21 protein-coding genes and 3 pseudogenes are annotated in these 21855 nt (G+C 57.7%); 17 read left to right on the top strand and 7 right to left on the bottom strand.

Annotated features, from left to right (window positions below):
- The 3 genes and pseudogenes from ACYVIL_RS19090 to ACYVIL_RS19080 all read left to right on the top strand — a co-directional run.
- Nucleotides 1-93, top strand: a pseudogene (locus tag ACYVIL_RS19090) (IS5 family transposase); the annotation flags it as partial.
- A 144-nt stretch (nucleotides 94-237) separates the two neighbouring features.
- Nucleotides 238-1251: a phospholipase A gene (locus tag ACYVIL_RS19085; RefSeq protein ID WP_460314215.1), complete on the top strand. Its 1014-nt coding sequence runs from the start codon at nucleotides 238-240 to the stop codon at nucleotides 1249-1251.
- Nucleotides 1252-1325: 74 nt separating this feature from the next.
- Nucleotides 1326-1865, top strand: coding sequence for an acyloxyacyl hydrolase (locus ACYVIL_RS19080; RefSeq protein WP_460314213.1), 540 nt, complete (start codon nucleotides 1326-1328; stop codon nucleotides 1863-1865).
- A gap of 271 nt (nucleotides 1866-2136) precedes the next feature.
- Here ACYVIL_RS19080 and ACYVIL_RS19075 read toward each other — a convergent pair.
- The 4 genes and pseudogenes from ACYVIL_RS19075 to ACYVIL_RS19060 form a co-directional block, all read right to left on the bottom strand.
- A pseudogene (locus ACYVIL_RS19075) lies at nucleotides 2137-2894 on the bottom strand (DUF4158 domain-containing protein); the annotation flags it as partial.
- Between the two features lie 469 nt (nucleotides 2895-3363).
- On the bottom strand, nucleotides 3364-5271 hold the full coding sequence (locus tag ACYVIL_RS19070) for an esterase/lipase family protein (RefSeq protein ID WP_460314211.1): 1908 nt from the start codon (nucleotides 5269-5271) through the stop codon (nucleotides 3364-3366).
- A gap of 32 nt (nucleotides 5272-5303) precedes the next feature.
- On the bottom strand, nucleotides 5304-5888 hold the full coding sequence (locus ACYVIL_RS19065; RefSeq protein WP_460314209.1) for a hypothetical protein: 585 nt from the start codon (nucleotides 5886-5888) through the stop codon (nucleotides 5304-5306).
- Nucleotides 5888-6523, bottom strand: coding sequence for a TetR/AcrR family transcriptional regulator (locus ACYVIL_RS19060; RefSeq protein ID WP_460314208.1), 636 nt, complete (start codon nucleotides 6521-6523; stop codon nucleotides 5888-5890). Before ACYVIL_RS19060 ends, ACYVIL_RS19065 begins: the two co-directional genes overlap by 1 nt.
- 449 nt (nucleotides 6524-6972) lie before the next feature.
- Here ACYVIL_RS19060 and ACYVIL_RS19055 point away from each other — a divergent pair, with 449 nt between their 5' ends.
- The 13 genes from ACYVIL_RS19055 to ACYVIL_RS18995 all read left to right on the top strand — a co-directional run bounded on the left by ACYVIL_RS19055 (nucleotide 6973) and on the right by ACYVIL_RS18995 (nucleotide 19625).
- A complete protein-coding gene (locus tag ACYVIL_RS19055) occupies nucleotides 6973-8460 on the top strand; it encodes an efflux transporter outer membrane subunit (protein WP_460314207.1) in 1488 nt (495 codons plus the stop codon).
- 14 nt (nucleotides 8461-8474) lie between these two features.
- Nucleotides 8475-9554, top strand: coding sequence for an HlyD family secretion protein (locus tag ACYVIL_RS19050; RefSeq protein WP_460314205.1), 1080 nt, complete (start codon nucleotides 8475-8477; stop codon nucleotides 9552-9554).
- 3 nt (nucleotides 9555-9557) lie between these two features.
- Nucleotides 9558-12320, top strand: coding sequence for a ribosome-associated ATPase/putative transporter RbbA (gene rbbA, locus ACYVIL_RS19045; RefSeq protein ID WP_460314203.1), 2763 nt, complete (start codon nucleotides 9558-9560; stop codon nucleotides 12318-12320).
- A 1-nt stretch (nucleotide 12321) separates the two neighbouring features.
- Nucleotides 12322-13452 (top strand): ABC transporter permease, encoded by a 1131-nt coding sequence (locus ACYVIL_RS19040; RefSeq protein WP_460314201.1) that lies wholly within the window; start codon nucleotides 12322-12324, stop codon nucleotides 13450-13452.
- A 47-nt stretch (nucleotides 13453-13499) separates the two neighbouring features.
- Nucleotides 13500-13745 carry a hypothetical protein gene (locus ACYVIL_RS19035; RefSeq protein WP_460314199.1) on the top strand — a complete coding sequence of 82 codons (246 nt, stop codon included), beginning with the start codon at nucleotides 13500-13502 and terminating at the stop codon, nucleotides 13743-13745.
- Complete coding sequence (locus tag ACYVIL_RS19030) at nucleotides 13745-14401, top strand: SDR family NAD(P)-dependent oxidoreductase (protein WP_460314197.1); 657 nt, start codon at nucleotides 13745-13747, stop codon at nucleotides 14399-14401. The genes ACYVIL_RS19035 and ACYVIL_RS19030 overlap by 1 nt, the downstream gene beginning before the upstream one ends.
- Nucleotides 14398-15819: a bifunctional enoyl-CoA hydratase/phosphate acetyltransferase gene (locus tag ACYVIL_RS19025; RefSeq protein WP_460314195.1), complete on the top strand. Its 1422-nt coding sequence runs from the start codon at nucleotides 14398-14400 to the stop codon at nucleotides 15817-15819. Before ACYVIL_RS19030 ends, ACYVIL_RS19025 begins: the two co-directional genes overlap by 4 nt.
- Nucleotides 15820-15862: 43 nt before the next feature.
- On the top strand, nucleotides 15863-16615 hold the full coding sequence (locus ACYVIL_RS19020; protein ID WP_460314193.1) for an SDR family NAD(P)-dependent oxidoreductase: 753 nt from the start codon (nucleotides 15863-15865) through the stop codon (nucleotides 16613-16615).
- A gap of 76 nt (nucleotides 16616-16691) precedes the next feature.
- Nucleotides 16692-17933, top strand: a complete 1242-nt coding sequence (locus ACYVIL_RS19015) for an acetate/propionate family kinase (RefSeq protein ID WP_460314191.1) — start codon at nucleotides 16692-16694, stop codon at nucleotides 17931-17933.
- Entirely contained in the window at nucleotides 17930-18283 is a 354-nt protein-coding gene (locus tag ACYVIL_RS19010) for a sodium/glutamate symporter (RefSeq protein ID WP_460314189.1), read from the top strand. Before ACYVIL_RS19015 ends, ACYVIL_RS19010 begins: the two co-directional genes overlap by 4 nt.
- On the top strand, nucleotides 18190-18810 hold the full coding sequence (locus ACYVIL_RS19005) for a sodium/glutamate symporter (protein WP_460314187.1): 621 nt from the start codon (nucleotides 18190-18192) through the stop codon (nucleotides 18808-18810). Before ACYVIL_RS19010 ends, ACYVIL_RS19005 begins: the two co-directional genes overlap by 94 nt.
- Nucleotides 18811-18907: 97 nt before the next feature.
- The gene (locus ACYVIL_RS19000) at nucleotides 18908-19477 is read left to right on the top strand and encodes a poly-beta-hydroxybutyrate polymerase N-terminal domain-containing protein (RefSeq protein WP_460314185.1); all 570 of its coding nucleotides are present in this window, start codon (nucleotides 18908-18910) and stop codon (nucleotides 19475-19477) included.
- On the top strand, nucleotides 19440-19625 hold the full coding sequence (locus tag ACYVIL_RS18995) for a hypothetical protein (protein ID WP_460314183.1): 186 nt from the start codon (nucleotides 19440-19442) through the stop codon (nucleotides 19623-19625). The genes ACYVIL_RS19000 and ACYVIL_RS18995 overlap by 38 nt, the downstream gene beginning before the upstream one ends.
- Before the next feature lie 310 nt (nucleotides 19626-19935).
- Here ACYVIL_RS18995 and ACYVIL_RS18990 read toward each other — a convergent pair whose 3' ends face one another.
- On the bottom strand, nucleotides 19936-20229 hold the full coding sequence (locus tag ACYVIL_RS18990) for a type II toxin-antitoxin system RelE/ParE family toxin (protein WP_460314181.1): 294 nt from the start codon (nucleotides 20227-20229) through the stop codon (nucleotides 19936-19938).
- Nucleotides 20222-20464: a type II toxin-antitoxin system ParD family antitoxin gene (locus ACYVIL_RS18985; protein WP_460314179.1), complete on the bottom strand. Its 243-nt coding sequence runs from the start codon at nucleotides 20462-20464 to the stop codon at nucleotides 20222-20224. Before ACYVIL_RS18985 ends, ACYVIL_RS18990 begins: the two co-directional genes overlap by 8 nt.
- A 617-nt stretch (nucleotides 20465-21081) precedes the next feature.
- Here ACYVIL_RS18985 and ACYVIL_RS18980 point away from each other — a divergent pair.
- Nucleotides 21082-21309: a hypothetical protein gene (locus tag ACYVIL_RS18980; protein WP_460314177.1), complete on the top strand. Its 228-nt coding sequence runs from the start codon at nucleotides 21082-21084 to the stop codon at nucleotides 21307-21309.
- Between the two features lie 458 nt (nucleotides 21310-21767).
- Here the strand turns inward: ACYVIL_RS18980 and ACYVIL_RS18975 are convergent.
- Nucleotides 21768-21855, bottom strand: a pseudogene (locus tag ACYVIL_RS18975) (IS5/IS1182 family transposase); the annotation flags it as partial.

Here is a 21855-nt window from a genome sequence, read left to right as displayed (position 1 = left end):
GCTGTTTCGACAAGATACGATAAATTAGCAAGGAATTACGGCAGTACAGTCGCCTTGGCATTCATAATGATGTGGCTGCCAATGTACTGCTGAACAAATTATAAGCAAAGATCAACAGCCTCTAGATTTATACATATATGTATGTATAAAATCAACATTCATACACGAATGTATATAATTTAGCAGAGCAAATACTTTTCGTTTCTGCCATCACTGCTTACTTAACGGGTCAATCATATGAGAAGAGATGTCCATTGCTCTCGCCCCCCGCATTGTCGGAAGTCGGCAAAGGCTACTGGCCAGCTGAGTTTATCAGCCATCTATTGCATCACGTTACCTCACGCAACTGCAGCACAATATGATGACGACTGCCTTCTCGCCGCAATCAAAAACGACAAGACAAACGGGCTGGAGGAAAAGGTGAAGCAATCGTACCTCAAGGAAACAGAGTCTACCTGTGGCGCGTCTCCCGAAGCCAAAAGGTCAACCATTGCGTTAGGCGGGCTTTTAAAAAGGATCGAGCATGAGCGGGCAAATCAGTTTGACCGGTACGTGATTACACCTTATGAGCTGAGCTACTTTCTCCCCGTCATCACTACCAATGCGTTAAATCGGGAGAAATATAATGCGGCTGACAAATTCGGCAGAAATTTAGAGAAAATAGAAGCGAAACATCAGTTAAGTTATAAAATCCCACTTAACCAGGAATCGCAGTTCATTGACGGAGATGCCCTCTATCTTGGATTCACCATGCAGGCTTGGTGGCATATCTATTCCAGCGACATATCAAAGCCCTTTCGGCAAGCAAACTATCAACCCGAAGCCTTTTCCCAGGCGCCTCTTAAGTGGCCCCCTTTCGGAGGAAACCCGGGTTTCGCCCTCGGCGTTGAGCATCAGTCTACTGGCGAGCAGCAGAGCCTGTCCCGATGCTGTAACCTAGGGTACGGGCACTTCCTTTTTGAAAAGGATGAATTTGCCTTTTCGTTGAGGCCCTGGGCGCGGTTTCACGAAAGTCCGAAAGCACATCCGGGTGATCCCGACGGCGATGACAACCCTGATATTGAGAACTATCTCGGCCATTTTGAAGTCACCACCATTTTTAAGTGGAACCGGATGGAGTGCAACTTTACCGGCCGTAACAAAATGGCAACTCATAAAGGCGCAGCAGAATTTAGTATTATTTTCCCTTTGTGGGGCAAGCTTCAAGCGCTTTTACCGGCTATGGGAAAATTTCATCGACTATTATCATAAACAAACTCGATCTGGCATTGGGATTTCCCTGAACAGCTTTATGTAGCGCTAACTTTGGGGAGGGCTCCACCGGTTTGGCGCCCTCAAAACAAAATTTTATTATTTCGTTAACTATGTTTGTAAAACTAAGAAAAACCATCATTTCAACCTTTACGTCTTGTTCTTGTGCCCTTGGATTGCTTTCTGCCCCCGCCAGCCATGCAGCTGAAGTGTCAGGCGGCCTGACGTACAGTGGTATTTTTGACAGCGACAGTCATGCCGGCTTTTCACTTTCCATTGCCTCCGAGCCCACGGCGGTTTACGATATAAAGGTAGTTGGTCTCTACGGACGAAGTTTTAGTAACAATAACGATTACTACTCCGTAGGCCTGCTACGCACTTTCTCAATTACTGAATGCGTCACAGTTGGGCTGGGCGTTCAGGCTGGATACCTCGAACACGATGACATTCTGGGAGACAACATTGAGTTTTTATCACGTATATTGGTAGGTTTTCGGGCTACGGACGATGTCAGAGTCCGCCTTTCACTTGGGCACATTTCCAACGGCGGGTTGGGAAGTAAAAATCCTGGCTCTGAAATACTGACTTTGGGCGTAGTTTACACTCTGAAGTAACAAACTCGCGCAGGCCCATGATAACCGTTCACCAGAGCCTTATTAACCGCTAAAAATATATACTTCAGCGATCTAGACGACTCAGCCGAATGAGGAACATCATGCAAAAAATTTGCAAAACGTCATTTTATAATCTTTTATGTGACCGGCCGCGAAGCTTCATTTACGAGATAATTGGACTCCCCCCAACTCGGTGAGCTGGGTTAATATTTCAGTTCTCACCATCTGCATCAAATCATTGTGCAGATGCAGGCGCTATTGGATAAAAAAGACGGAGTGATAGCCAGTTTCCATCAACAACCTCATTAATTTGTGTGCGCCATGGCGCTAAGCGGTGATACAGGACAAGCTCTTTTTGAAGCTCAGCCATGGTCAGACTTTTTGCTCCGCCCCTGAGCTGGCTCAGGCTCAGCCCGTCATCATTGGCTGTTATGCTGTCCAGAAAGACTTTAATTTCGGGACTGGTGAGTTGATTAAGTTGGTGGTTCAGGTCTTTTCTGACCTGTTGCATCGTGCGGCTTATCAGTCTCTGAAGCACGGTGTACCTGGGGATAGCGATTTTATGGCTGGCAAGGTACTCGATAGCTGCATCAAAGAGGTGGCGCGAATCCAGCCAGGCACTGCCAACCTGCATAAGGTGGTCGTAAAGGGAATTGAAATGTTGGTCCTCATCCCATTTGTGGTAACCAGAGAGTTCCAGTACTTTTACGTAGATTCGAACTTTTTGTTTTTGAGAGGGTGTGAATGGTCTGAGCCCCTTGCCGCCAGACAGCTCTTTACTGATCAACGTTAAATCGTTTGCAACCTGCGAGTAGGCGATATCAAGGATGACTGGCTTTGATTTGAAGTATCCCAAAATCGCGACAAAATAACATCTATGGGCTCTGAGGCGAATGGATCTGAAACTGCCAATTCCGCTTCGTTCAGAGTAAAATACAAACGTTGTTCTTCGATTGAAAAAATAGGAGGAGAATAAAGATCGGCCTGTTCTGCTCTCGTGAGAATAGAAATTTCGTTTTTGATGGCCATACTAGGGGTGTTCCGTATGAAGGTGTACGTTATTCACCTGATTTGCCACATTTATAAGTAGTAACCCACCTCCAAAGCTTCTTACTGGGATGGCCTACAGAGAATTATGTCTTTTTAGAGGGAAAATCCCTGAAAACCCCTCATTGGTCAAAAAAAACGTACAGAAAAAGTCCTGTGATGCATTCCGCGGTGACCGGAGCAGGCATAGGAGTGGCCGTCGGCCAGGGCATACCAAAGCCACATACGGAGTAAAGATATGAAGGGGAAGATTGATATTGTCTCAGGTAGCTGTGCGTGCATCCGAGCCACGCTTCAAATGCAGGTACCACTGCGCGGGTACCGTCTAGCGCCCCACGCTCTTGACGACCCTCGCGACAATGATCATTCGCGTCAGACGCAACACCACTTCGAAGGGGCACGTCCGTATCTTTGTGTACGTCCAGTGCCTTGTCTGAGTCAGCAGCAGTGTCTAGCGCGGGGTGAGGTGCTCTTCCCGCTGCGTCATATCCTCTTTCAGAATGCGCTGAATTTCCAATATTGCGGCCGCATTCTGTTGTACGCTGTGCCCCGAAATGATGACTTTCTCGGACTGCGCGCCGGGCAGGTGGGAGCTGCGGTAAGGCACAAGACCATCATCAGAATCGACGAGGGCCACTTCGGCATTGGCCTGGGCCACGATCGAGTGATAGCGCACCTGGTTAGAGATGGGAAAGCCTGCAGCCGCGCGCACGAAAGGATCGTTCTCGTCGAGGTTGTCGACGCTATTGGGGATATATCCCAGGCTTTCGTGGCTGCTGGCCGTCGCATTGGGCGCCAGAGTGTGGGCGAGTTCTTCGAGCACCGTGACGGGGAAGCGGATGAATCCCGCCATCCAGCGCCCCAAGCGCCCACCCGCGAACGACGTGCCCCGGTGCGGTGCTGCGATGAAGATGGCGCGGCTGACATGCGGAAAGGGCTCGAAACGCAACATCGGATCAATGCGCTTGATCTGCTTCGCCGTCAGCCGACTGTGATCCGCAGCCAGCTGCACCAGCGACTGATCAGTTGACGAGACCATCAGCCGTGCGATGACGCCGCCCATGCTATGCCCCATCAGCACTAAGTCGGACGAAGCCGGCGCCTGACCGGAAGGATCGAAATGCGTCAGCGTATCTTTGAGCGCCCTGCGAATCATCGCGTGGTTCAATGCGATCGGCATATTGGTCGGGTAGTAAACCTGCCAGATCTGGTAGTGCTGGCGCAGCGCCTCATCGCCCAGGATTTCGTTGGCGAGTTCCACCCAGGCTTCCGGGCTGCTGGCCAGTCCGTGGAGCATGACGATGACCCGTCTGTTCGGATCGTAGGGCTGCATCAGGTAGACGTGCGGGCGGTCAATGCCACCTTCGCGTCCAAGCAGGCTGCGGAGCGACTGCCGGTTGAATTTGGCACGGGCCAACCATACGCCGTAGCCGGCGGTGAAATTGGCGGCCAGGGGTACGCGCTGTCCGCGCAGCTTGATGGCCGACTCCACATAGGGGTCATGCACTGTCAACCGGACCGTGCGGGTTTGCAGCACGCTGTCCAGGTCTTCTCCATCCGGGTGCAATAGAACCGTCATGGACGGCGCGGGCATCTCGCTCCAGGGTAGAGGCTGCTGATTGCGTTTGACAGCTGGACGGCCATCCCGAGTGGCGGCAGTAGTCAAGGGTTCCTCCGGCATGACCGCCACCAACTCGGCTCCAAAACCGTCGCGCCGGTAGAGGCTGCGCAGTCCGCGGAAAGATAGGGACGAGGCTGGCAGAAGTTCGGCTGGCACCCCCGTACTGCCCGGCAAGCGCGCGCTACGCATATCCACGTGCAATTCCCAGCCTGCGATGTTTCGGCGGGGTTGCGCTGGCAACTGCGTAGGCGTTTGTTGCCCAGATTCAAACATCGTGGTGGCGGCACGTTCGACAGCATAGTTATACCAGTCCCGTACTTGTGTCTGGCGATCCTCGAAGGCTCGCTCTCCTGGGGTATGGTCGCCGAGAAAGAGGTAGGCATAGGCGTAACGGATGGTTTCAAACCAGGCGGCTTGCTGCTCGGATCCGGGCTTCATAGCTTGTGCCTGCGCCAGCCACAGTTCGGACAGCGCGGCAAGGCGTCGATCCGTAGTCACCCCCGTCACGGCGGCCAGGGCTTCAACGCAATCCGCTGAGATCGGCTTTGCGCAAGCTTGCGCATCCAATGCCGCCACCCGGATGGTCTGGAAAGTCGCATCGCTGAGCTTGCCGCGTGTCAGGATGTCGCCGCGCTTGAGTTCGATGGCCTGCTCGGCCGTCAGCATATGAACTTCAACCACTGGGCCGAATTCGCTCAGAATCGAACAGCCCCCCAGCAACAGCGGGGCAATGGCCATCCATGCCACAAGGAAGCAGGGTCGCAGGAACCTCAAGGATACGCCTCGTTGGCCGGCCCGCCAGGCACACCCTGCCGAATTGACGTCGAGAAATCGGCCGCTGATGCGTCGGAAGCAAGGGCGTGTTCGTTGATGTACCCCAGTGCCTGCAGTTCTGCGTAGCTATAATCAGATACCAATCCGTGTAGGTCGTAGGTGCGACTTTCCCAACGAGGCGTGTAGTCGGTTTCACTGCGCCATTCGAAGTTGCGTACATTTTTCAGTTGAACATGGTCGCCGTCGATCCTGGCGTCCAGCAACTGGGCAACATCATTAGCCCATAGGCGGTGGTGCGAGGGCTGCAGGGTGCTCCACCACGCCGCCAGGATAGCGACGGCGCTTATGAATGCCACTGTCGCGAGATTGCATGACTTGCGGCTGGGCAGGCCCGTCAGCGCCACCATCATCGACAGCCCCGCGGCCGCCCACAGCGCAACGGTGATCAAGCGAACAGCCGCCTGCGGCACCTGATACCATAAAGCCAACGCGCCCCATGCAGTCAGCAATAGTAGCGCAAAGCCGATCACCAGGCGCACAGGGATGTGTCTGACTTTTTGTCTTACCCTTTTCCTTTTCATCAAGGCTGCAAAAGCTCAAACAGCAGCTGCCGATGCGCATCTCGTACCTGCACGAGCGATATGGAAGGGTCGTCCCTGGATAACATTGAAGAGGTCAGCCACAGCAGTGCCGGAGCGAGCGCCAGCGGGAAAAAGTGCTCGGTCAAGACACCCGGACGAACAATCCCCCGGTCTATGTTGCGTTGGATGATGAACTGCGCCCGCTCACGTAATTCGCACGCCACCTCATTATGCCAAGCATCCACCAGATCCGGTGCTCTGACGCTTTCGGTCAAAAGTAGTCGGTAGATCGATAATATAGCGGGGGATTCAAATGTCGCGTACAGGCGATCAAGATAGGCGTCTACCAACTCTGACAACGTCAGATCTTCATCCGGAAGCCAGCCCTCGAAATCGCGAAGCTTCTGCGTTGCACGTTCAAGCAGAGCATGAAAAATTTCTTCCTTACTTTTGAAGTGGGCGTAGATGCCTGCCTTGGACAAACCCGCACATTCCGCCAGACGCTCCATTGACACGGCGTTGTATGTCCGATCTGCAAACTCGATCAGGGCCGCGTCCAGTATTTCCTCTTTCCTGGCCGCAGAGGACAGATAGCGGCGCTTGTCTGGTACGTCATTATTTTTCTTGGTTGGCATTCAAAGGTCCCTGTTCAAAAATCTGATGAATTGTCGCATGGGCTGGTCACCGGTTCCACCATGAAAACATGGTCAGCCCAAATCAAGCAGTTCCAACTGACTGGCGTGCAGTGTGTAGTGAACTGCTATTGCAAATCCGGGATTGTAACGTATAATAACAAACAACCGCCCAGTCGGTTTCTTGCAAATCTCATGATGCGAGATGCCGTAAGAACGCGGACGAACCCGAAACGCTGGAAGTGAAGCATGAAGAGCACCTCATCAACCAGCCGAAAGAGGCATGGGTGTGCACACATCAATAAGGAGATGGCGTGGGCTTGATAACGCTTGCGAGTAAAGAACGGACGGATCGTGGACATCAGCCACGCCCCCCCATTGCGTGGGCGGCTATCGTCTCTTCGCCTCTCCAACCAGACCCCATTAGCCTGAACCCCGTACGGAACGTGACAATGCCTCCAGCTTTTTCCTTATTTCCTGAGTTCAGACTGCGCACTGCCTCGCTGACGCTGAGCGCCGTCGTATTAGCCGGCTGCATGTCGCTCGCTCCTGCTCCTGATACCCCGCCGCTGCCGGTACCCCAGGTTTGGCCTGGTCATCTTGAATCAAGCACCGAGGGTGCCCACGCGGGAGAACTTGCCTGGCAGGCCTACTTCACGGACCCTTTGCTGCAACGCCTCATCGAGACCGCGCTGGAGAACAACCGCGATCTGCGCCTGGCCGCGCTGCGTGTCGAGGAAGCCAGCGCGGCATTCCGCATTCAGCGCTCGGACCGATTTCCTGCCGTGGGCGTCGGTGCTCAGGGTGGACGCGCACGCGTCCCTGGCGACCTGAACATGTCGGGCCGGTCGCAGGTCGGCGGCGAGTACCGGGCCGAGGTGGGCTTGAGCACCTGGGAGCTGGATCTGTGGGGCCGGGTCCGCAACCTCGAAGACGCAGCTCTGCAACGCTGGCTGGCTTCCGACGCGGCCCGCCAGGCCATCCACCTTGCGCTGATCGCTCAGGTGGCCGACGGCTATCTGGGCTTGCGTGAGATAGACGAACGCGTGGCCATCGCGCGGCAAACCGTCGCGACCCGCGAGGAGTCGTATCGCATTTTCCGGCGCCGCGTTGAAGCCGGCTCAACCTCAAAGCTGGATCTCATTCAAGTCCAGACTTTGCTGAACCAAGCCCAGGCGTTGCGAACCCGGCTTGAGCAAGCGCGCGCCACGCAACTGCACGCACTGGCACTGCTGGTTGGCGCCGATCCTGGTCCGCTGCCCGCTAAGGTACCCTTCGATGAAACAACGGTGCTGGCCGAACTCCGGGCCGGGCTGCCCTCGGAGCTCTTGGTAAGTCGCCCGGACATCATTTCCGCCGAACACCAATTGCGTGCCGGCGATGCCAACATCGGCGCAGCACGTGCGGCGTTTTTGCCGCGCATCGCGCTGACCGGCAGCTTCGGCACGGCGAGTTCCGATCTTGATGGCCTGTTCGATTCCGGCAGCCGCGCCTGGACCTTCATGCCTACCTTGTCGCTGCCCATCTTCGATGGCGGGCGGCGGCGCGCAAACCTGGAACTGAGCGAAGTACGTCGTGACATCGCCGTTGCCGGGTACGAAAAGACCATTCAAACGGCCTTTCGCGAGGTGGCCGATGCGCTGAGCGCCAAGTACTGGCTGGCTGAGCAGTTGACTATCCAGCGGGCCAATCTGGAAGCGCAGAACGAACGCGCACGGCTGGCCCAGTTGCGCTACGACAACGGCTCGGCCGCTTTCCTGGAGGTGCTGGACGCCCAGCGCGATTTGCTGGATGCCGGACAGCAGCTGGTACAGGCGCGCCGTGCACTGCTATCCAGCCAGGTGGCGCTGTATGCAGCGCTCGGCGGCGGCACCCTCGCCGCAACTGGCCAGGCGCAGGGTGAGACCTCGACGCCCGCTTCCACCCCATCAACCCGTTAAGGCACACGAAACCTATGACTGTCTCATCCTCTCTCAAGAAAAAACTCCTGATTGTTGCCGCTGCAGCGGTTGTTGTCGCGCTGGCTTGGTGGGGCTGGACGGAGCTAGCCGACAGCGGGCCCGGCGAAGGGTTCGTCAGCGGCAATGGCCGCATCGAAGCCACCGAGATCGATATCGCCACCAAGCTTCCCGGTCGTATCGAAGACATCCTCGTACGTGAAGGCGACTTCGTCGCGGCTGGCCAGCCACTGGCCAGGATGCAATTGGAAACGCTGGAAGCGCAGCGCGACGAGGCCCTCGCCATGCGTCAGCAGACGGAGCACTCGGTGACCGCAGCGCGGGCACAGGTGGCGCTGCGCGAAGCCGACGTTGTTGCGGCACAGGCCCTGGTCGGTCAGCGCGAGTCGGAACTCGACGCTGCGCAACGGCGGCTGAAACGTTCGCAGACCCTGTCCCAAGAGGGCGCCGCCTCGCTACAGGAGCTGGACGATGACCGAGCGCGCGTACGGGGCGCACAGGCGGCCCTCGCGGCCAGCGAAGCACATACCGCCGCTGCCCGCGCCGCGGTCGAGGCCGCCAAGGCGCAGCTTGTCGGCGCGAGGTCCAGCGTGTCCGCTGCCACGGCCAGCATCAATCGCATCGAAGCGGACCTCCGCGACAGCGAACTGCGTGCCCCGCGCGACGGACGGGTTCAGGTTCGCGTGGCGCAACCCGGCGAGGTGCTTGGAGCCGGCGGCCGTGTCCTGAACCTGATCGACCTGTCGGACGTGTACATCACCTTCTTCCTGCCCGAGACCGTGGCCGGCCGCGTCGCGCTGGGCACCGAGGTACGCATCATTCTGGATGCCGCGCCGGATTTTGTTATTCCAGCCACCGTTTCCTTCGTCGCCAGTGTGGCGCAATTTACCCCCAAGACGGTGGAAACCGCGAGCGAGAGGCAGAAGCTGATGTTTCGCGTGCGCGCGCAGATTTCGCAGGAGCTGCTGCGTGAACACCTGAATCAGGTCAAGACCGGGCTACCCGGCGTGGCCTGGGTCAAGCTCGACGCGAATGCCGAGTGGCCTCAGAACCTGTCCCTTCGCGTGCCGGAGTAAGGTATGAGCCACAGTGCGCAACCCGTGACCGTTGCAAGCGTCACTCAGGTGCGCTTGCGTTACGGCAACGTCATGGTCCTGGATGGCATCGACCTGGACATTCCCGCCGGGCGGATGGTCGGCCTGATCGGCCCCGACGGCGTCGGCAAGTCCAGTCTGCTGTCATTGCTGGCTGGTGTACGCATTATCCAGGAGGGCACGGTCGCGGTGCTGGGTGGTGATATGGCCAGCAAAGCCTATCGCAAGCAGGTGTGCCCGCGCATCGCCTACATGCCGCAGGGACTGGGCAAGAACCTGTACCCGACGCTCTCGGTCGAGGAGAATCTGCAGTTCTTCGCGCGCCTGTTCGGTCATGGCTCTGCGGAACGCCGCCAGCGTATCGATGAGCTCACTCAGGCCACTGGCCTTTTCAAATTCCTTGAGCGCCCGGCTGGCAAGCTCTCCGGAGGCATGAAGCAGAAGCTCGGCCTGTGCTGCGCGCTGATTCACGACCCGGATTTTCTGATTCTCGATGAGCCAACGACCGGCGTGGATCCGCTGGCGCGCGCGCAGTTCTGGGATCTGATCGAGCGTATCCGCGCCGATCGCCCCGGCATGAGCGTGATCGTAGCTACCGCTTATATGGATGAGGCACAGCGCTTCGACTGGCTAGCCGCCGTCGATGACGGCAAGGTCCTCGCCACCGGCACGCCGAAGGAATTGCTGGAAAAAACAAGCAGTCCGAACCTGGAAGAGACATTCATTCGCCTGCTTCCGGAAGAGAAAAAGCGCGGTCACCACGCGGTAGTCATTCCGCCCCTGCCGGAGGGCGGCGCGGACGATATCGCCATTAAGGCCGAGGGGCTGACCATGCGCTTTGGCGACTTCGTTGCCGTCGACAGTGTCTCCTTCCGCATCCGGCGCGGTGAGATCTTCGGCTTCCTCGGCTCCAACGGTTGCGGCAAGTCCACAACCATGAAGATGCTCACCGGCCTGCTTCCGGCGAGCGAGGGAAAAGCCTGGCTGTTCGGCCACGAAGTGGATCCGCATGATCTGGAGACCCGTCGCCGCGTCGGCTACATGTCGCAGGCGTTCTCGCTCTACAGTGAACTCACGGTTCGCCAGAATCTGGAATTACACGCCAAGCTGTTCAGTGTCCCCCCGGAGGACATTCCGGGCCGCGTGGACGAGATGGTGGAGCGCTTTGGGCTGGTGGACGTCATCGACAGCCTGCCGGCCAGTCTGCCTCTGGGTATACGCCAGCGCCTGTCGCTGGCGGTCGCCATGGTGCACAAGCCCGAGCTGCTAATTCTGGACGAGCCGACCTCCGGCGTCGATCCGGTGGCGCGAGACGCTTTCTGGCGGCTGCTTATCGAATTGTCGCGGCGCGACCGGGTGACGGTCTTCATTTCCACCCACTTCATGAACGAGGCCGAACGCTGCGACCGTATGTCGATGATGCATGCGGGCAAGGTGCTCGATAGCGACGTGCCCGCCAGACTGGTCGAGAAACGCGGCGCCGAAACCCTTGAAGAGGCTTTCATCGGCTACCTCCTCGAAGCCGACGGCGGCACAGCCGCCCCGCCCAGCCAGCCTGAGGCCGCCAATCATGAGGAGCAGCCATCCGCGGTGCACGCAGAACACGACGCTTACCGCTCTGGAAGATTCAGCTTGCAGCGCATGTTCAGCTATCTGTGGCGCGAGACCCTGGAACTGCAGCGTGACCCGGTCCGCGCCACCCTGGCGCTGGGCGGTTCGCTGCTTCTGATGTTCGTGATCGGCTTCGGCATCACTATGGACGTCGAGGATCTGAGTTATGCGGTGCTCGATCGCGACCAGACCACGCTCAGTCAAAGCTATACACTGAACCTGGCCGGCTCGCGCTACTTTTCAGAGCACGCGCCGATCGTCGACTACGACGATCTCGACCGGCGCATGCGCAGCGGCGAACTGGCGCTGGCCATCGAAATCCCCCCTGGCTTCAGCCGCGATGTTTTGCGAGGTCAGAACGTGCAGATCGGCGCCTGGCTCGATGGCGCCATGCCGCAACGCGCGGAAACCGTCCAGGGCTACGTTCAGGGCATGCACCAGCATTGGCTGCTGGCACAGGTCAGCGAGCGCGGCGGCGCCAGCATGACCGGGAATGCCAGCGTCGAGACGCGCTTTCGCTACAACCCCGATGTCAAGAGCCTGCCGGCCATGGTGCCTGCCGTGATCCCCCTGTTGCTGCTCATGCTGCCGGCGATGCTGACCGCCCTGGCGGTGGTGCGCGAGAAAGAGACGGGCTCGATCACCAATCTGTACGTGACGCCGGTGACGCGCCTCGAGTTCCTGCTTGGCAAGCAACTGCCCTATGTCGGCCTGGCCATGGTGAACTTCCTGCTGATGACGCTGCTCGCGGTTACCGTCTTCGGCGTGCCAGTCACGGGCAGCTTTTTCACTCTGGTGCTGGCCGCACTGATCTTCTCCTTCGCCGCGACAGGCATGGGACTGCTGGCCTCGGCCGTGACCCGCAGCCAGATCGCGGCCATGTTCTTTGCCATGATCGGCACCCTCATTCCCGCCACTCAGTTCGCCGGCCTTATCGATCCGGTGTCCTCGCTCGAAGGCACCAGCAAGTTCATCGGCGAGATCTATCCCGCCACGCACATGATCACCATCAGTCGCGGCGTGTTCAGCAAAGCGCTCGGCCTGGCCGATCTGACAGGGCCGCTGTGGTCGATGCTCTTGTCGGTCCCGGTCATTCTTGGTGCGGCCGTTTTGCTACTCAAGAAGCAGGAGCGCTGAGATGGGCAGAAGAAATCTGGCCAACATCTACGACCTGGGTATCAAGGAGCTGTGGAGCCTTTGGCGCGATCCGATGATGCTCGTACTCATCGTCTATGTGTTCACCGCGTCAGTCTACACCTCGGCCACGTCCATGCCGGAGACACTGCACAACGCGCCCATTGCCATCGTCGACGAGGATAATTCGGCGCTTTCCCAGCGGGTCGCATCGGCTTTCTACCCGCCGCAGTTCACGCCACCGGCCATGATCGACTATGCAGACGTGGATCCGGGCATGGATGCTGGGCTGTACACCTTCGCCCTGGTCATTCCTCCCAACTTCCAGCGTGACGTGCTGGCGGGGCGATCGCCCGCCGTGCAGCTCAATGTCGACGCCACTCGCATGAGCCAGGCATTCACCGGCAGTGGCTATGTCCAGCAGATCTTCACAGGTGAAGTAAATGAGTTCGTCAAGCGTTACCGCAGCACCGACGAGCCACCCGTGGATTTGGCATTGCGCGCACGCTTCAACCCCGCACTGGATAAGGCCTGGTTCGGCTCGGTGGTGCAGATCATCAACCACATCACGCTGTTGTCCATCATCCTGACCGGCGCAGCGCTGATACGGGAGCGCGAGTACGGAACCATCGAGCACCTGCTGGTGATGCCGGTTACGCCCGGACAGATCATGCTCTCCAAGGTCTGGTCGATGGCCCTGGTTGTGCTGATCGCCTCCTTCCTGTCGCTTAATCTCATGGTGCGCGGCGTCTTGGGCGTTCCTGTCGAGGGTTCCATTGCGTTGTTCTTCGCTGGCGCGGCGCTCAGTCTGTTCGCAACTACGTCGATGGGCATTTTCATCGCCACCCTGGCGCGCAACATGCCCCAATTCGGTATGTTGATGATGCTCACCATCATGCCGCTGCAGATGCTTTCTGGTGGCTCTACACCCCGTGAGAGCATGCCCGAAATCGTGCAGAACATCATGCTGATTGCACCCACCACCCATTTCGTGGAACTGAGCCAGGCCATCCTCTACCGGGGCGCCGGCCTGGAGACGGTATGGCAGCCGTTCCTGGCGCTGGCCCTGATCGGCACCGTGCTGTTTTTCCTGTCGTTAGCACGCTTTCGCAAAACGATCGGCCAGATGGCCTGATCGTTTGACCGCCCGAGTGGGCACTCAACCCAGTAAGGAGTTTGACCATGAGCAATGAAGCCCCTGTTCAAGGCGAACCTGGAACTGCAGCTGCGCCTCCAGCGCCTGATGCAGGAAAACGGCCAGCAATGGTTGGAGAACGTCGCGCGCGCGGGCAAAGACGGCATTGCCGAGTCCGGCGCAGAAATCGAAAGCCTGCTCAAGGCGGAGAACTGGCAGGAGCTGGCCGGCCTCATTCAAGCAGACGCTCACCACATCGACATTCTGGTCAAAAACGCGGGCATCACGCGTGATGCCCGCGTTCCGCAAGCTGAGCTATGCCGACTGGGATGCGGTCCTGCGGGTCAATCTCGACTCCGTTTTCAACGTCACCCGGCCATTCATCGACGGCATGCTCGACAGGGGCTGGGGCAGGATCGTCAACTTCTCCTCCATCAACGGCTCCAAGGGGCAGTTCGGCCAGACCAACTACTCCGCCGCCAAAGCCGGCATGCATGGCTTCACCAAAGCCTTTGCGCAGGAGGTGGCGCGCAAGGGTGTGACGGTCAACACCGTTTCTCCAGGGTATCTGGATACGAAGATGGTGACGAGCATGTCTGAGGAAGTGGTCAAGCAGGTGGTTGCCGGTATTCCCGTGGGCCGCTTGGGGCGGCCTGAGGAAATCGCCGCACTGGTGGCGGGGATGATCGTGCAAGTGATTGGTAGCGGTGGTGTGCTGTCTGCACAAGAACAAGCCAGTCTGGAACGGGTTTCTCCCCTGTTCGAGCTGGCGGCGCGCCGAGTGCCGGTGCCTGCAATGCCGAGCGCCGCCAGTGACACCTCCGCTCCGGCCATAAACACGTCCTCCAAGACATCCTCGCTAAAGCCCAAGGCGCCTCAGAAGAAAACTGTGTCCAAGACGCCAGCCGCGCCGCGGACAGGTCAAACACGGCGAGGGAAAGGCAAATGACGACGTCCTCCGCACCAGTCGATGGCGCCTCCGACGCATTGCAGGTTCTGCGCAACCGCACCTTCGACGAGATCGCCATCGGCGACAGCGCCAGCCTTGAACGCGCGTTTTCGCCGCGAGACATTCACATGTTCGCGCTGCAATCGGGTGATGTGGATCCGGAATCTTCGGTGTCTTCACCCTCGCGGGACACCAAGGAGGCCATTTGTGCAAACGTCCTGATCTCGGCTGTGCTGGGAACAAGCCTGCCGGGGCCTGGAACCCAATATGTCAGCCAGAACCTGCGCTTCCTCGGAGCCGTTCGGCCCGGCGACAAGCTGACCGTGCGAATGCAGGTGACCAGCAAGGACATGCCCACCCACTATGTCACGCTGGCCTGCACCTGCATCAACCAGGAGGGGGTGGTGATTTTCCAAGGCCACGTAGAGGTCGATGCGCCCACTGAGCGCATCGAGCGAGCGCGCACCGCGTTGCCGGAAATTCACCCTGATGCGCAGGACCGCACTGGCCTGCAATACCTGCTGGCGCATGTCGCGCACTTGCGACCGATTCGGGTAGCCGTCGTCCATCCGTGCGATGTCCCAAGCCTGTCCGCCGCGCTCGAGGCGCGCCACGCGGGTTTGATCGAGCCGGTGCTGGTCGGGCCACGGGAGCGGCTCGAAGCTGTCGCCACAGAGGCCGGTCTGGATCTGGCCGACGTAGCCATTGTGGACGCCCCGCACAGCCACGCCGCTGCGCAGCAAGCCGTCGCCTTGGCAGCCGCAGGTGAAGTCGAAGCTCTGATGAAAGGGAGCCTGCACACCGACGAGCTGATGTCCGCGCTGGTTTCGGCAGCAGCGGGGTTGCGCACCAAGCGCCGGGTCAGCCATTGCTTCCTGTTGCAGACACCGGCCTATCCGCGCCCGTTCATCGTCACCGATGCGGCGATCAATATCGCCCCGACTCTGGAACAGAAGGCAGACATCATCCGCAACGCCATCGAGCTAGCGCAGGTGACCGGCGTGCACGAACCCAAGGTCGCGATCCTGGCCGCAATCGAGACGGTCAGCCCGACGATGACGGCCACGCTGGACGCGGCGGCGCTGTGCAAGATGGCCGATCGCGGCCAGATCCCTGGCGGCCTGCTCGACGGGCCGTTGGCCTTCGACAACGCAATCTCCATCGCCGCTGCGCGGACCAAGGGGATCGTCTCCGAGGTCGCAGGTCAGGCTGACATCCTTGTCGTGCCTGACCTGGAGAGCGGCAACATGCTTGCCAAGCAGTTGATCTTTATGGGCGGCGCAGCCAGCGCCGGGATCGTCCTTGGAGCGAAGGTGCCGGTCATTCTGACCAGTCGCGCCGACTCGCGCGATACACGCATCGCCTCATGCGCGATCGCACTGATGCTGGCCCACCACTATCGGCTGTCACCCCCGTGAATCGACTTATCAGCAACCCATCCACCCCCTTGGAGGAAACACCATGAAGTATTCATTTTCTGGCCGTGTAGCCCTGGTCACCGGTGCAGGATCCGGCATTGGCGAGGCCATCGCGCGACTTCTTGCGAGTAACGGCTTGAGTGTCGTCGTCTCGGATGTCAGCGCCGACAATGCGGAGCGCGTCGCCAGCCTCATCAACACCGATGGCGGCAACGCTGTGGCCAATGTGGCCAACGTTGCACGCATCGATGAGGTTCAGGCTGCCGTAGCCTGCGCGGTCGATACGTTCGGAGATCTTCATTTAGCGGTCAACAATGCCGGCATCAGTGGCGACCAGAGCCCAGTGGGGGAACTGGACCCTGCCGCCTGGAGCCGGGTGATTGATGTCAACCTGAACGGCGTGTTCTATGGCCTGCGCTATCAGATTCCCGCGATCCTTCGTTCAGGAGGTGGTGCCATCGTCAACGTCTCTTCGATCCTGGGGGTGGTCGGCGATGCAGCGAACCCCGCGTACGTCGCAGCCAAGCACGCTGTTACCGGGCTGACCCGGTCGGCAGCGCTGGCCTATGCGGCCAAGGGCATCCGGATCAACTCGATCCATCCCGGTTACGTGCGTACGCCCATCCTGGATTTCCTGGACGAATCGGCCCTTCAGGAGGCCGTTGGCCTGCATCCGATCGGTCGCCTGGGCACCCCGGACGAAATCGCCCATGCCGTGGCGTTTTTGTTATCGGAAGGAAGCAGCTTTCTTGCGGGCACCCAGCTCATCGCCGATGGCGGCTACACAGCGCGCTGAGTCTGACGACGATGAGAACTCAGGCATACCCGAACACCATGGCGACGTTACCGGGGCCAGGCAAAAAGAGGACAACATGATGGATGCGACCACGGCCCACTCCGGGCGCCCCGAGCACGGACTGATCCTTGTGCTGAACTGCGGTTCATCCAGCATCAAGTTTGCCGTGTTCGACCCCTCGGCCACGGCACTGCCTCGCCAGGCGTTGTGGAATGGCAAGGTGCAGGGAATCGGCGGCGCCGATCCGGATTGCGGAGAGACCGGGGTTGCGCCGTTCCCGATCGAACTGGATACGGCACATCCCTATCGCGCCGCATTGCGCCTCATCCGCGATCGTGTCAGTCAGCGACTCGATGGCCGCCGGATCGGTGCGGTCGCTCATCGGATCGTCCATGCCGGCAGTAAATATTTCGAGCCAGTTCGCGTGGACCTTCAGGTACTCACCGATCTGCAGGAATACATCCCACTGGCGCCACTGCACCAGCCATTCGCACTGGAGGCCATCGACATCCTGCTGCGCGAGCAGCCGGAACTGCCGCAGGTGGCCTGCTTCGATACCGGTTTCCATCACAACATTCCTAAGATCGAGCAGGTTCTGCCGTTGCCCTATGCCGCATGGGAGCGCGGTCTACGCCGGTATGGATTTCACGGCCTGTCGTATGCGTACATGGCGGTGGCCTTGTCCGAGCGCCATGGCGACGCGGCGCGCGGGCGCACCATCGTTGCCCACTTGGGCAGTGGCGCCAGTCTTTGCGCCATGCAAGGACTCAAAAGCATCGCCACTACCATGGGTTTCTCCGCACTTGACGGCCTGATGATGGGCACCCGCACCGGCGCGCTCGATCCAGGTGCGGTGCTCTACCTGATGGAAATCGAGAAGCTTTCACTGGAACAGGTGGGCCGCGTCCTCTATCACGAATCCGGTCTGCTCGGCGTTTCGGGCATCTCGGCCGAGCCGCGCATCATTTTCCGGCACGAGAACGATGAAGGCGAAACGGGGGAGCGAGCGCGCTTGGCACTGGCCCTCTACGTGCGTCGCATCGTGCGCGAGATCGGTGCCCTGGTCGCTGTGCTGGGCGGCCTGGACATGCTGGTGTTCACGGCGGGCGTTGGTGAACACAATGCGTTCATTCGCGAGCGCATCTGTGCGGCACTGGGCTTTCTGGACATTGTCCTGGATACCGACGCCAATGCCAGTCATGCGGCGACGATTTCCTGCGACCGCAGCCAGGTCATCGTGGCCGTCGAACCCACCAACGAAGAGTGGGTCGCGGCCAGCCATGCGCTGCCCTATTTGGGTAGTGGGGAGGACAGATGAATATCGACGCCTTCCATGCGTTCACGCTCGCCATCTTGCTGTTGTTCGTGGGCAAGGGCCTGGTAGCCCGTTTGGACATCTTGCGTCGGTACAGCATTCCGGAAGCCTTGGTGGGCGGCTTGGCCTGGTCCGATTACTTCGTTGAAACCCTCGGCATTGTCCAGGCGCAGGAACTGGAGTTGGCGGCGAACATGATCGGCCTGATCGCGGCCTGCTCATGCGCAGGCATCAACTTCGAGCCTTCGGGGACAGCGCCTTGGAGATTGGCACGCTGCATAGCGATGAACCGCATGCTCGCCTGGATTACTACGGTGTGCTGCTGGCATTGCTCTGGCTCAACTTGGTCTTGATGTTGGGCTCCGGAATCAATGCCCTCGTTGCGCGTACTCCCGTCACGCTGCCTGCCTTTGTTGGCTGCCTGCTGGCGGGAATCCTACTGCGCATGATCGGCGACTGGATGAGGCCGAATGGGCGCGGGCGCCTATGGAACTGGCCGAGCATGCAGCCAGGTATCGCCCTGATCTCCGATATCTCATTGGGCCTGTTTCTGACCATGGCGCTGATGGGACTCAGGCTTTGGGAACTGCAGCCCGTGCTTGGATTCATCACGGTGGCGATGCTGGTGCAGATCACCCTGGTCATCGCGTTCGTTCTTCTGGTCGTTTTTCGGGCAATGGGCAGGGATTACCAATCTGCAGTGATGTGCGCCGGTTTCGGCGGAATCGCACTGGGATCTACCGCCACCGCCATCGCCAACATGACGGCCGTCACTCGGGAGCATGGCGCCGCACGCGAGGCGTTCATCGTGGTGCCTCTGGTGTGCGGATTCGTCATCGACATTGCGAACGCACTGGTGATCAGTCTGATGGCCGGTTAAGACGAAAGAGTTAACGGAATGCGCCGATAGACACAACTACGCCCGCATTCAAACAAGGACGCTCTACTTACTTGAATAGAAACTGAGGTAATGCGTTTTGACAAAAAACAAGAGCGGCAATGCTTCATCGGCAATTGCTCCAGCACTGGATATGCAGGCGCATATTGCTTGGGCCTCCATTTCACCTGAATCGTCGCTGTTGGCCTGGACTTATTGGGCAAGCCATTTAGCGAACAGCCCCGGAAAGCAATCGGAGCTTTTGGCGTTTGCAGGTGCCCTGTCTGAGCAATGGATGTCTCTGCTGAAAAAGAGCCTGGTCAATCCAGATCAGGAAGTTGCATCACCTGAGCCGTCACCTACAAATGATCGTCGCTTCAATGATCCGGCGTGGGATCAATGGCCCTACAACCTTTACCGCAGCTCCTTTCTTATTCAGTCAAAATGGTGGGAGCAAGCCACGCCGGGTGTGTGGGGTGTTGACCCACAACACGAACGCCTATTGGCGTTTGGCGCAAAGCAATGGCTGGAATTGGTATCGCCAACCAACTCTGCGCTTTTTAACCCCGTTGTACTGAAAAAAACAATGCATGCCCGATTCGTACTTTGCAAACAAAGGGGGCATGGTGAACATGACTCACGCCGAAAAAGAAGAATACTTGCGGCGTGAGTATGCCAAGCAGCGGGAGCTCGACCGCGAAGCCGCCTGTGTCTTTGGCTCCCGCGCTATTATCGATCGCAAAAAACTGCACTGTGAAAACGTCAAAGGCTCTCCGGAGTACAAGGCATTGCAAGAGCTGGGCTTTATACTCGATTAGAATGACAGCATAATTCGTATCAGGTCCAGACACTGCTCGTGATCTGCCATAGAGCAGTGATCGTTTATAAAATCCGCAATCTCTGCACTTTGGTTTCCAGTACTTTCACGGCCAACTGCGAGCTGACAAACGACGCCCCTACCCCGGTTACTACGGATACGACCACGGGCAGCACAAATTCACGCATCAGGTTTTGCTTCTAAAAAGCTTTAATTATTTGATTTAAGGGGGGAATTTAGTTTGTGTGTGTAGGGAGTCGGGAAAAACGGGAACATTTTGCTTCAAAAGCCTGTGGAATACGGACTGGGTATCAATCTGTAAAGAAATGCTTCATCGGTTCCATTTGCTGGTGAAGGATCCGGATGACAAAAATATCGTGCTCGCGTTTTCGGTAAAAGATGGCGTGGCGCTCGTGATCGTGCCGGCGAACGCTTTCGGCTATTTCCGGACAGGTATGGCCCATTAGCGGCGAACTCGCCAGAAGCTGGAAGATGCGCTCCATATCATCGGTGTAGTCATCTGCCTGGCGAGCGCCAAAATTGAGCAGTGTATACTCGTAGATGCTGGCAAAATCTTCGACGGCCAGCGTGGACAGTTTATACATGGTGCTTTTTCTTTACCTGGTGCGCAACATCCCTCAGTGACAAGTCACTTTCACCGCTTCGCTCACCAGCTTCTATCGCCTTACGTAATGCGGCGGTTTTTCTTTCCTCGCGTTCAAGCAATCGAAGCGCCGAACGCATGACTTCACTGGTGGAGCCGTAGCGCCCGGACGCGATCAATTGCCCGACGAAGGTGTCTAGTTGCTCGCCAATTGTGATGCTGGTTGTTCTTGCCATGACTGATCCCCTGTGTGAATAGATAACACAAGTTTATCACAGCAACATATTTCAGCAAACACTAAAACGAAAAACTCCCTTTCTCATAGTTGCCTACGCCCGGATTCTTTACCAGGTAATGCTTCTTGCGCTTGGTGTTGAGTTTGTCTAGTTCGACAATCTCAGACGCGTGACAATTCAGTCTATCTACCCAGTGTTTAACATCGTTCATGGTCTCTAGGGCGCCGATCAGCATGTAAGGGCAATAGATGATGATTCTTTTCGGTCCCTGCGGGTTCTACGCCTATGGGCGGTGGGACTGTTGCATTCCCGGTCCGCGTTTTGCTGTTTGAACTGCCCGCCTGCCTGGGTCGGGATTTAAGTTTCGCTATTCAGGCGATAGGCATGACGCATGCAGGTATTTTTATTCTGCCTCGAAGCCAGCCGCTGGCCTGGTTCATTCTAAGTGGCGCCATGTCAGGCTCACTCGTTGGAACTCCTCTGGAACTATTCCTGATCGTGCCTTAACCTCCGAGCTGTGAATAAAGCTCGTATTTGCGGTAGTTTGGGCCCTTTCGGTGTATTGCACTTATACGGGCTTCAGGAAATGCACGGCCACAGCGGCATGACCGAGTGCAATGAAAACTAGGACTTTCGTTTGGTGGTGCGGTGGGTTTGCGGGCGCTTTAGTCGTATCAGCTACAGGTGTTGGTACAGACATGGTGCTCTATACTGCGATGATCCTCATCTACCGCGCGGGTTTAAAAATTGCGATCCCTACTTCTGTACTAATTATGGCGTTTAATTCACTATTGGTTGTTGCCGTTAAGCCCTTTTGGGTCAGGCCAGGTGTTTATAAAAATTAGCTCGCCGCGACCCCCGTTGTGGATTTAGGCGCACCACATGGGATTTTTATAGTTGCCAGAATTAGTTGTAGGCCGACCTTGCAGGGCGTTGCAACCCTATGTGTGGGGCAGTTTTTCTGAACCTTTTTGTCTGCGCAAAACGTGTTGGACTGCACGGGAATATTAATCTCCGGTATAGCAGTGGCGATGTGTTTGGCGTGTTTAGAAAAACTAAGTAGCTTAGATGCCAGTTAGTATGCGAAAGACATAAAACGTCGCCGACTGAAATATCGGCAGACGGCGCGGCCTCCTCATTAGCGAGAGACAATACCTGGCATAGCTTCTGCTAACTTAAAAAGCTGAAACTAACAGTTAGTCAAAACCGGAGTGTCGCCCCTACTCTTTTCATAACCCTATCTGGCGCACTCAGTTCGCTGGAGTTTCCTAAGGCCTGTTGATCTTTGCTGTACATATTTCACTCAGCAATACATCGGCAACCACATCATCGAAAATGCCAGTGAAACCATACTGGCATAATTCCTTGCTAACTTTTCATACCTCGTTGAT

This window comes from Aliiglaciecola aliphaticivorans (assembly GCF_054782055.1).
Note: the sequence above shows the minus strand (reverse complement) of the source record. Positions and strands in the feature narration are given on the sequence as shown.

Bases quoted from the DNA above. Each gene is read 5' to 3' on its own strand.
- ACYVIL_RS18980 (WP_460314177.1), top strand. From the start codon at position 21,082: ATGAAAACTAGGACTTTCGTTTGGTGGTGCGGTGGGTTTGCGGGCGCT.
- ACYVIL_RS19010 (WP_460314189.1), top strand. From the start codon at position 17,930: ATGAATATCGACGCCTTCCATGCGTTCACGCTCGCCATCTTGCTGTTG.
- ACYVIL_RS19070 (WP_460314211.1), bottom strand. From the start codon at position 5,271: ATGGCCATTGCCCCGCTGTTGCTGGGGGGCTGTTCGATTCTGAGCGAA.
- ACYVIL_RS19035 (WP_460314199.1), top strand. From the start codon at position 13,500: ATGAGCAATGAAGCCCCTGTTCAAGGCGAACCTGGAACTGCAGCTGCG.
- ACYVIL_RS19030 (WP_460314197.1), top strand. From the start codon at position 13,745: ATGCCCGCGTTCCGCAAGCTGAGCTATGCCGACTGGGATGCGGTCCTG.
- ACYVIL_RS19055 (WP_460314207.1), top strand. From the start codon at position 6,973: ATGCCTCCAGCTTTTTCCTTATTTCCTGAGTTCAGACTGCGCACTGCC.
- ACYVIL_RS19085 (WP_460314215.1), top strand. From the start codon at position 238: ATGAGAAGAGATGTCCATTGCTCTCGCCCCCCGCATTGTCGGAAGTCG.
- ACYVIL_RS19015 (WP_460314191.1), top strand. From the start codon at position 16,692: ATGATGGATGCGACCACGGCCCACTCCGGGCGCCCCGAGCACGGACTG.
- ACYVIL_RS19065 (WP_460314209.1), bottom strand. From the start codon at position 5,888: ATGAAAAGGAAAAGGGTAAGACAAAAAGTCAGACACATCCCTGTGCGC.
- ACYVIL_RS19020 (WP_460314193.1), top strand. From the start codon at position 15,863: ATGAAGTATTCATTTTCTGGCCGTGTAGCCCTGGTCACCGGTGCAGGA.
- ACYVIL_RS19060 (WP_460314208.1), bottom strand. From the start codon at position 6,523: ATGCCAACCAAGAAAAATAATGACGTACCAGACAAGCGCCGCTATCTG.
- ACYVIL_RS18990 (WP_460314181.1), bottom strand. From the start codon at position 20,229: ATGTATAAACTGTCCACGCTGGCCGTCGAAGATTTTGCCAGCATCTAC.
- ACYVIL_RS19025 (WP_460314195.1), top strand. From the start codon at position 14,398: ATGACGACGTCCTCCGCACCAGTCGATGGCGCCTCCGACGCATTGCAG.
- ACYVIL_RS18995 (WP_460314183.1), top strand. From the start codon at position 19,440: ATGACTCACGCCGAAAAAGAAGAATACTTGCGGCGTGAGTATGCCAAG.
- ACYVIL_RS19040 (WP_460314201.1), top strand. From the start codon at position 12,322: ATGGGCAGAAGAAATCTGGCCAACATCTACGACCTGGGTATCAAGGAG.
- rbbA (WP_460314203.1), top strand. From the start codon at position 9,558: ATGAGCCACAGTGCGCAACCCGTGACCGTTGCAAGCGTCACTCAGGTG.
- ACYVIL_RS19050 (WP_460314205.1), top strand. From the start codon at position 8,475: ATGACTGTCTCATCCTCTCTCAAGAAAAAACTCCTGATTGTTGCCGCT.
- ACYVIL_RS18985 (WP_460314179.1), bottom strand. From the start codon at position 20,464: ATGGCAAGAACAACCAGCATCACAATTGGCGAGCAACTAGACACCTTC.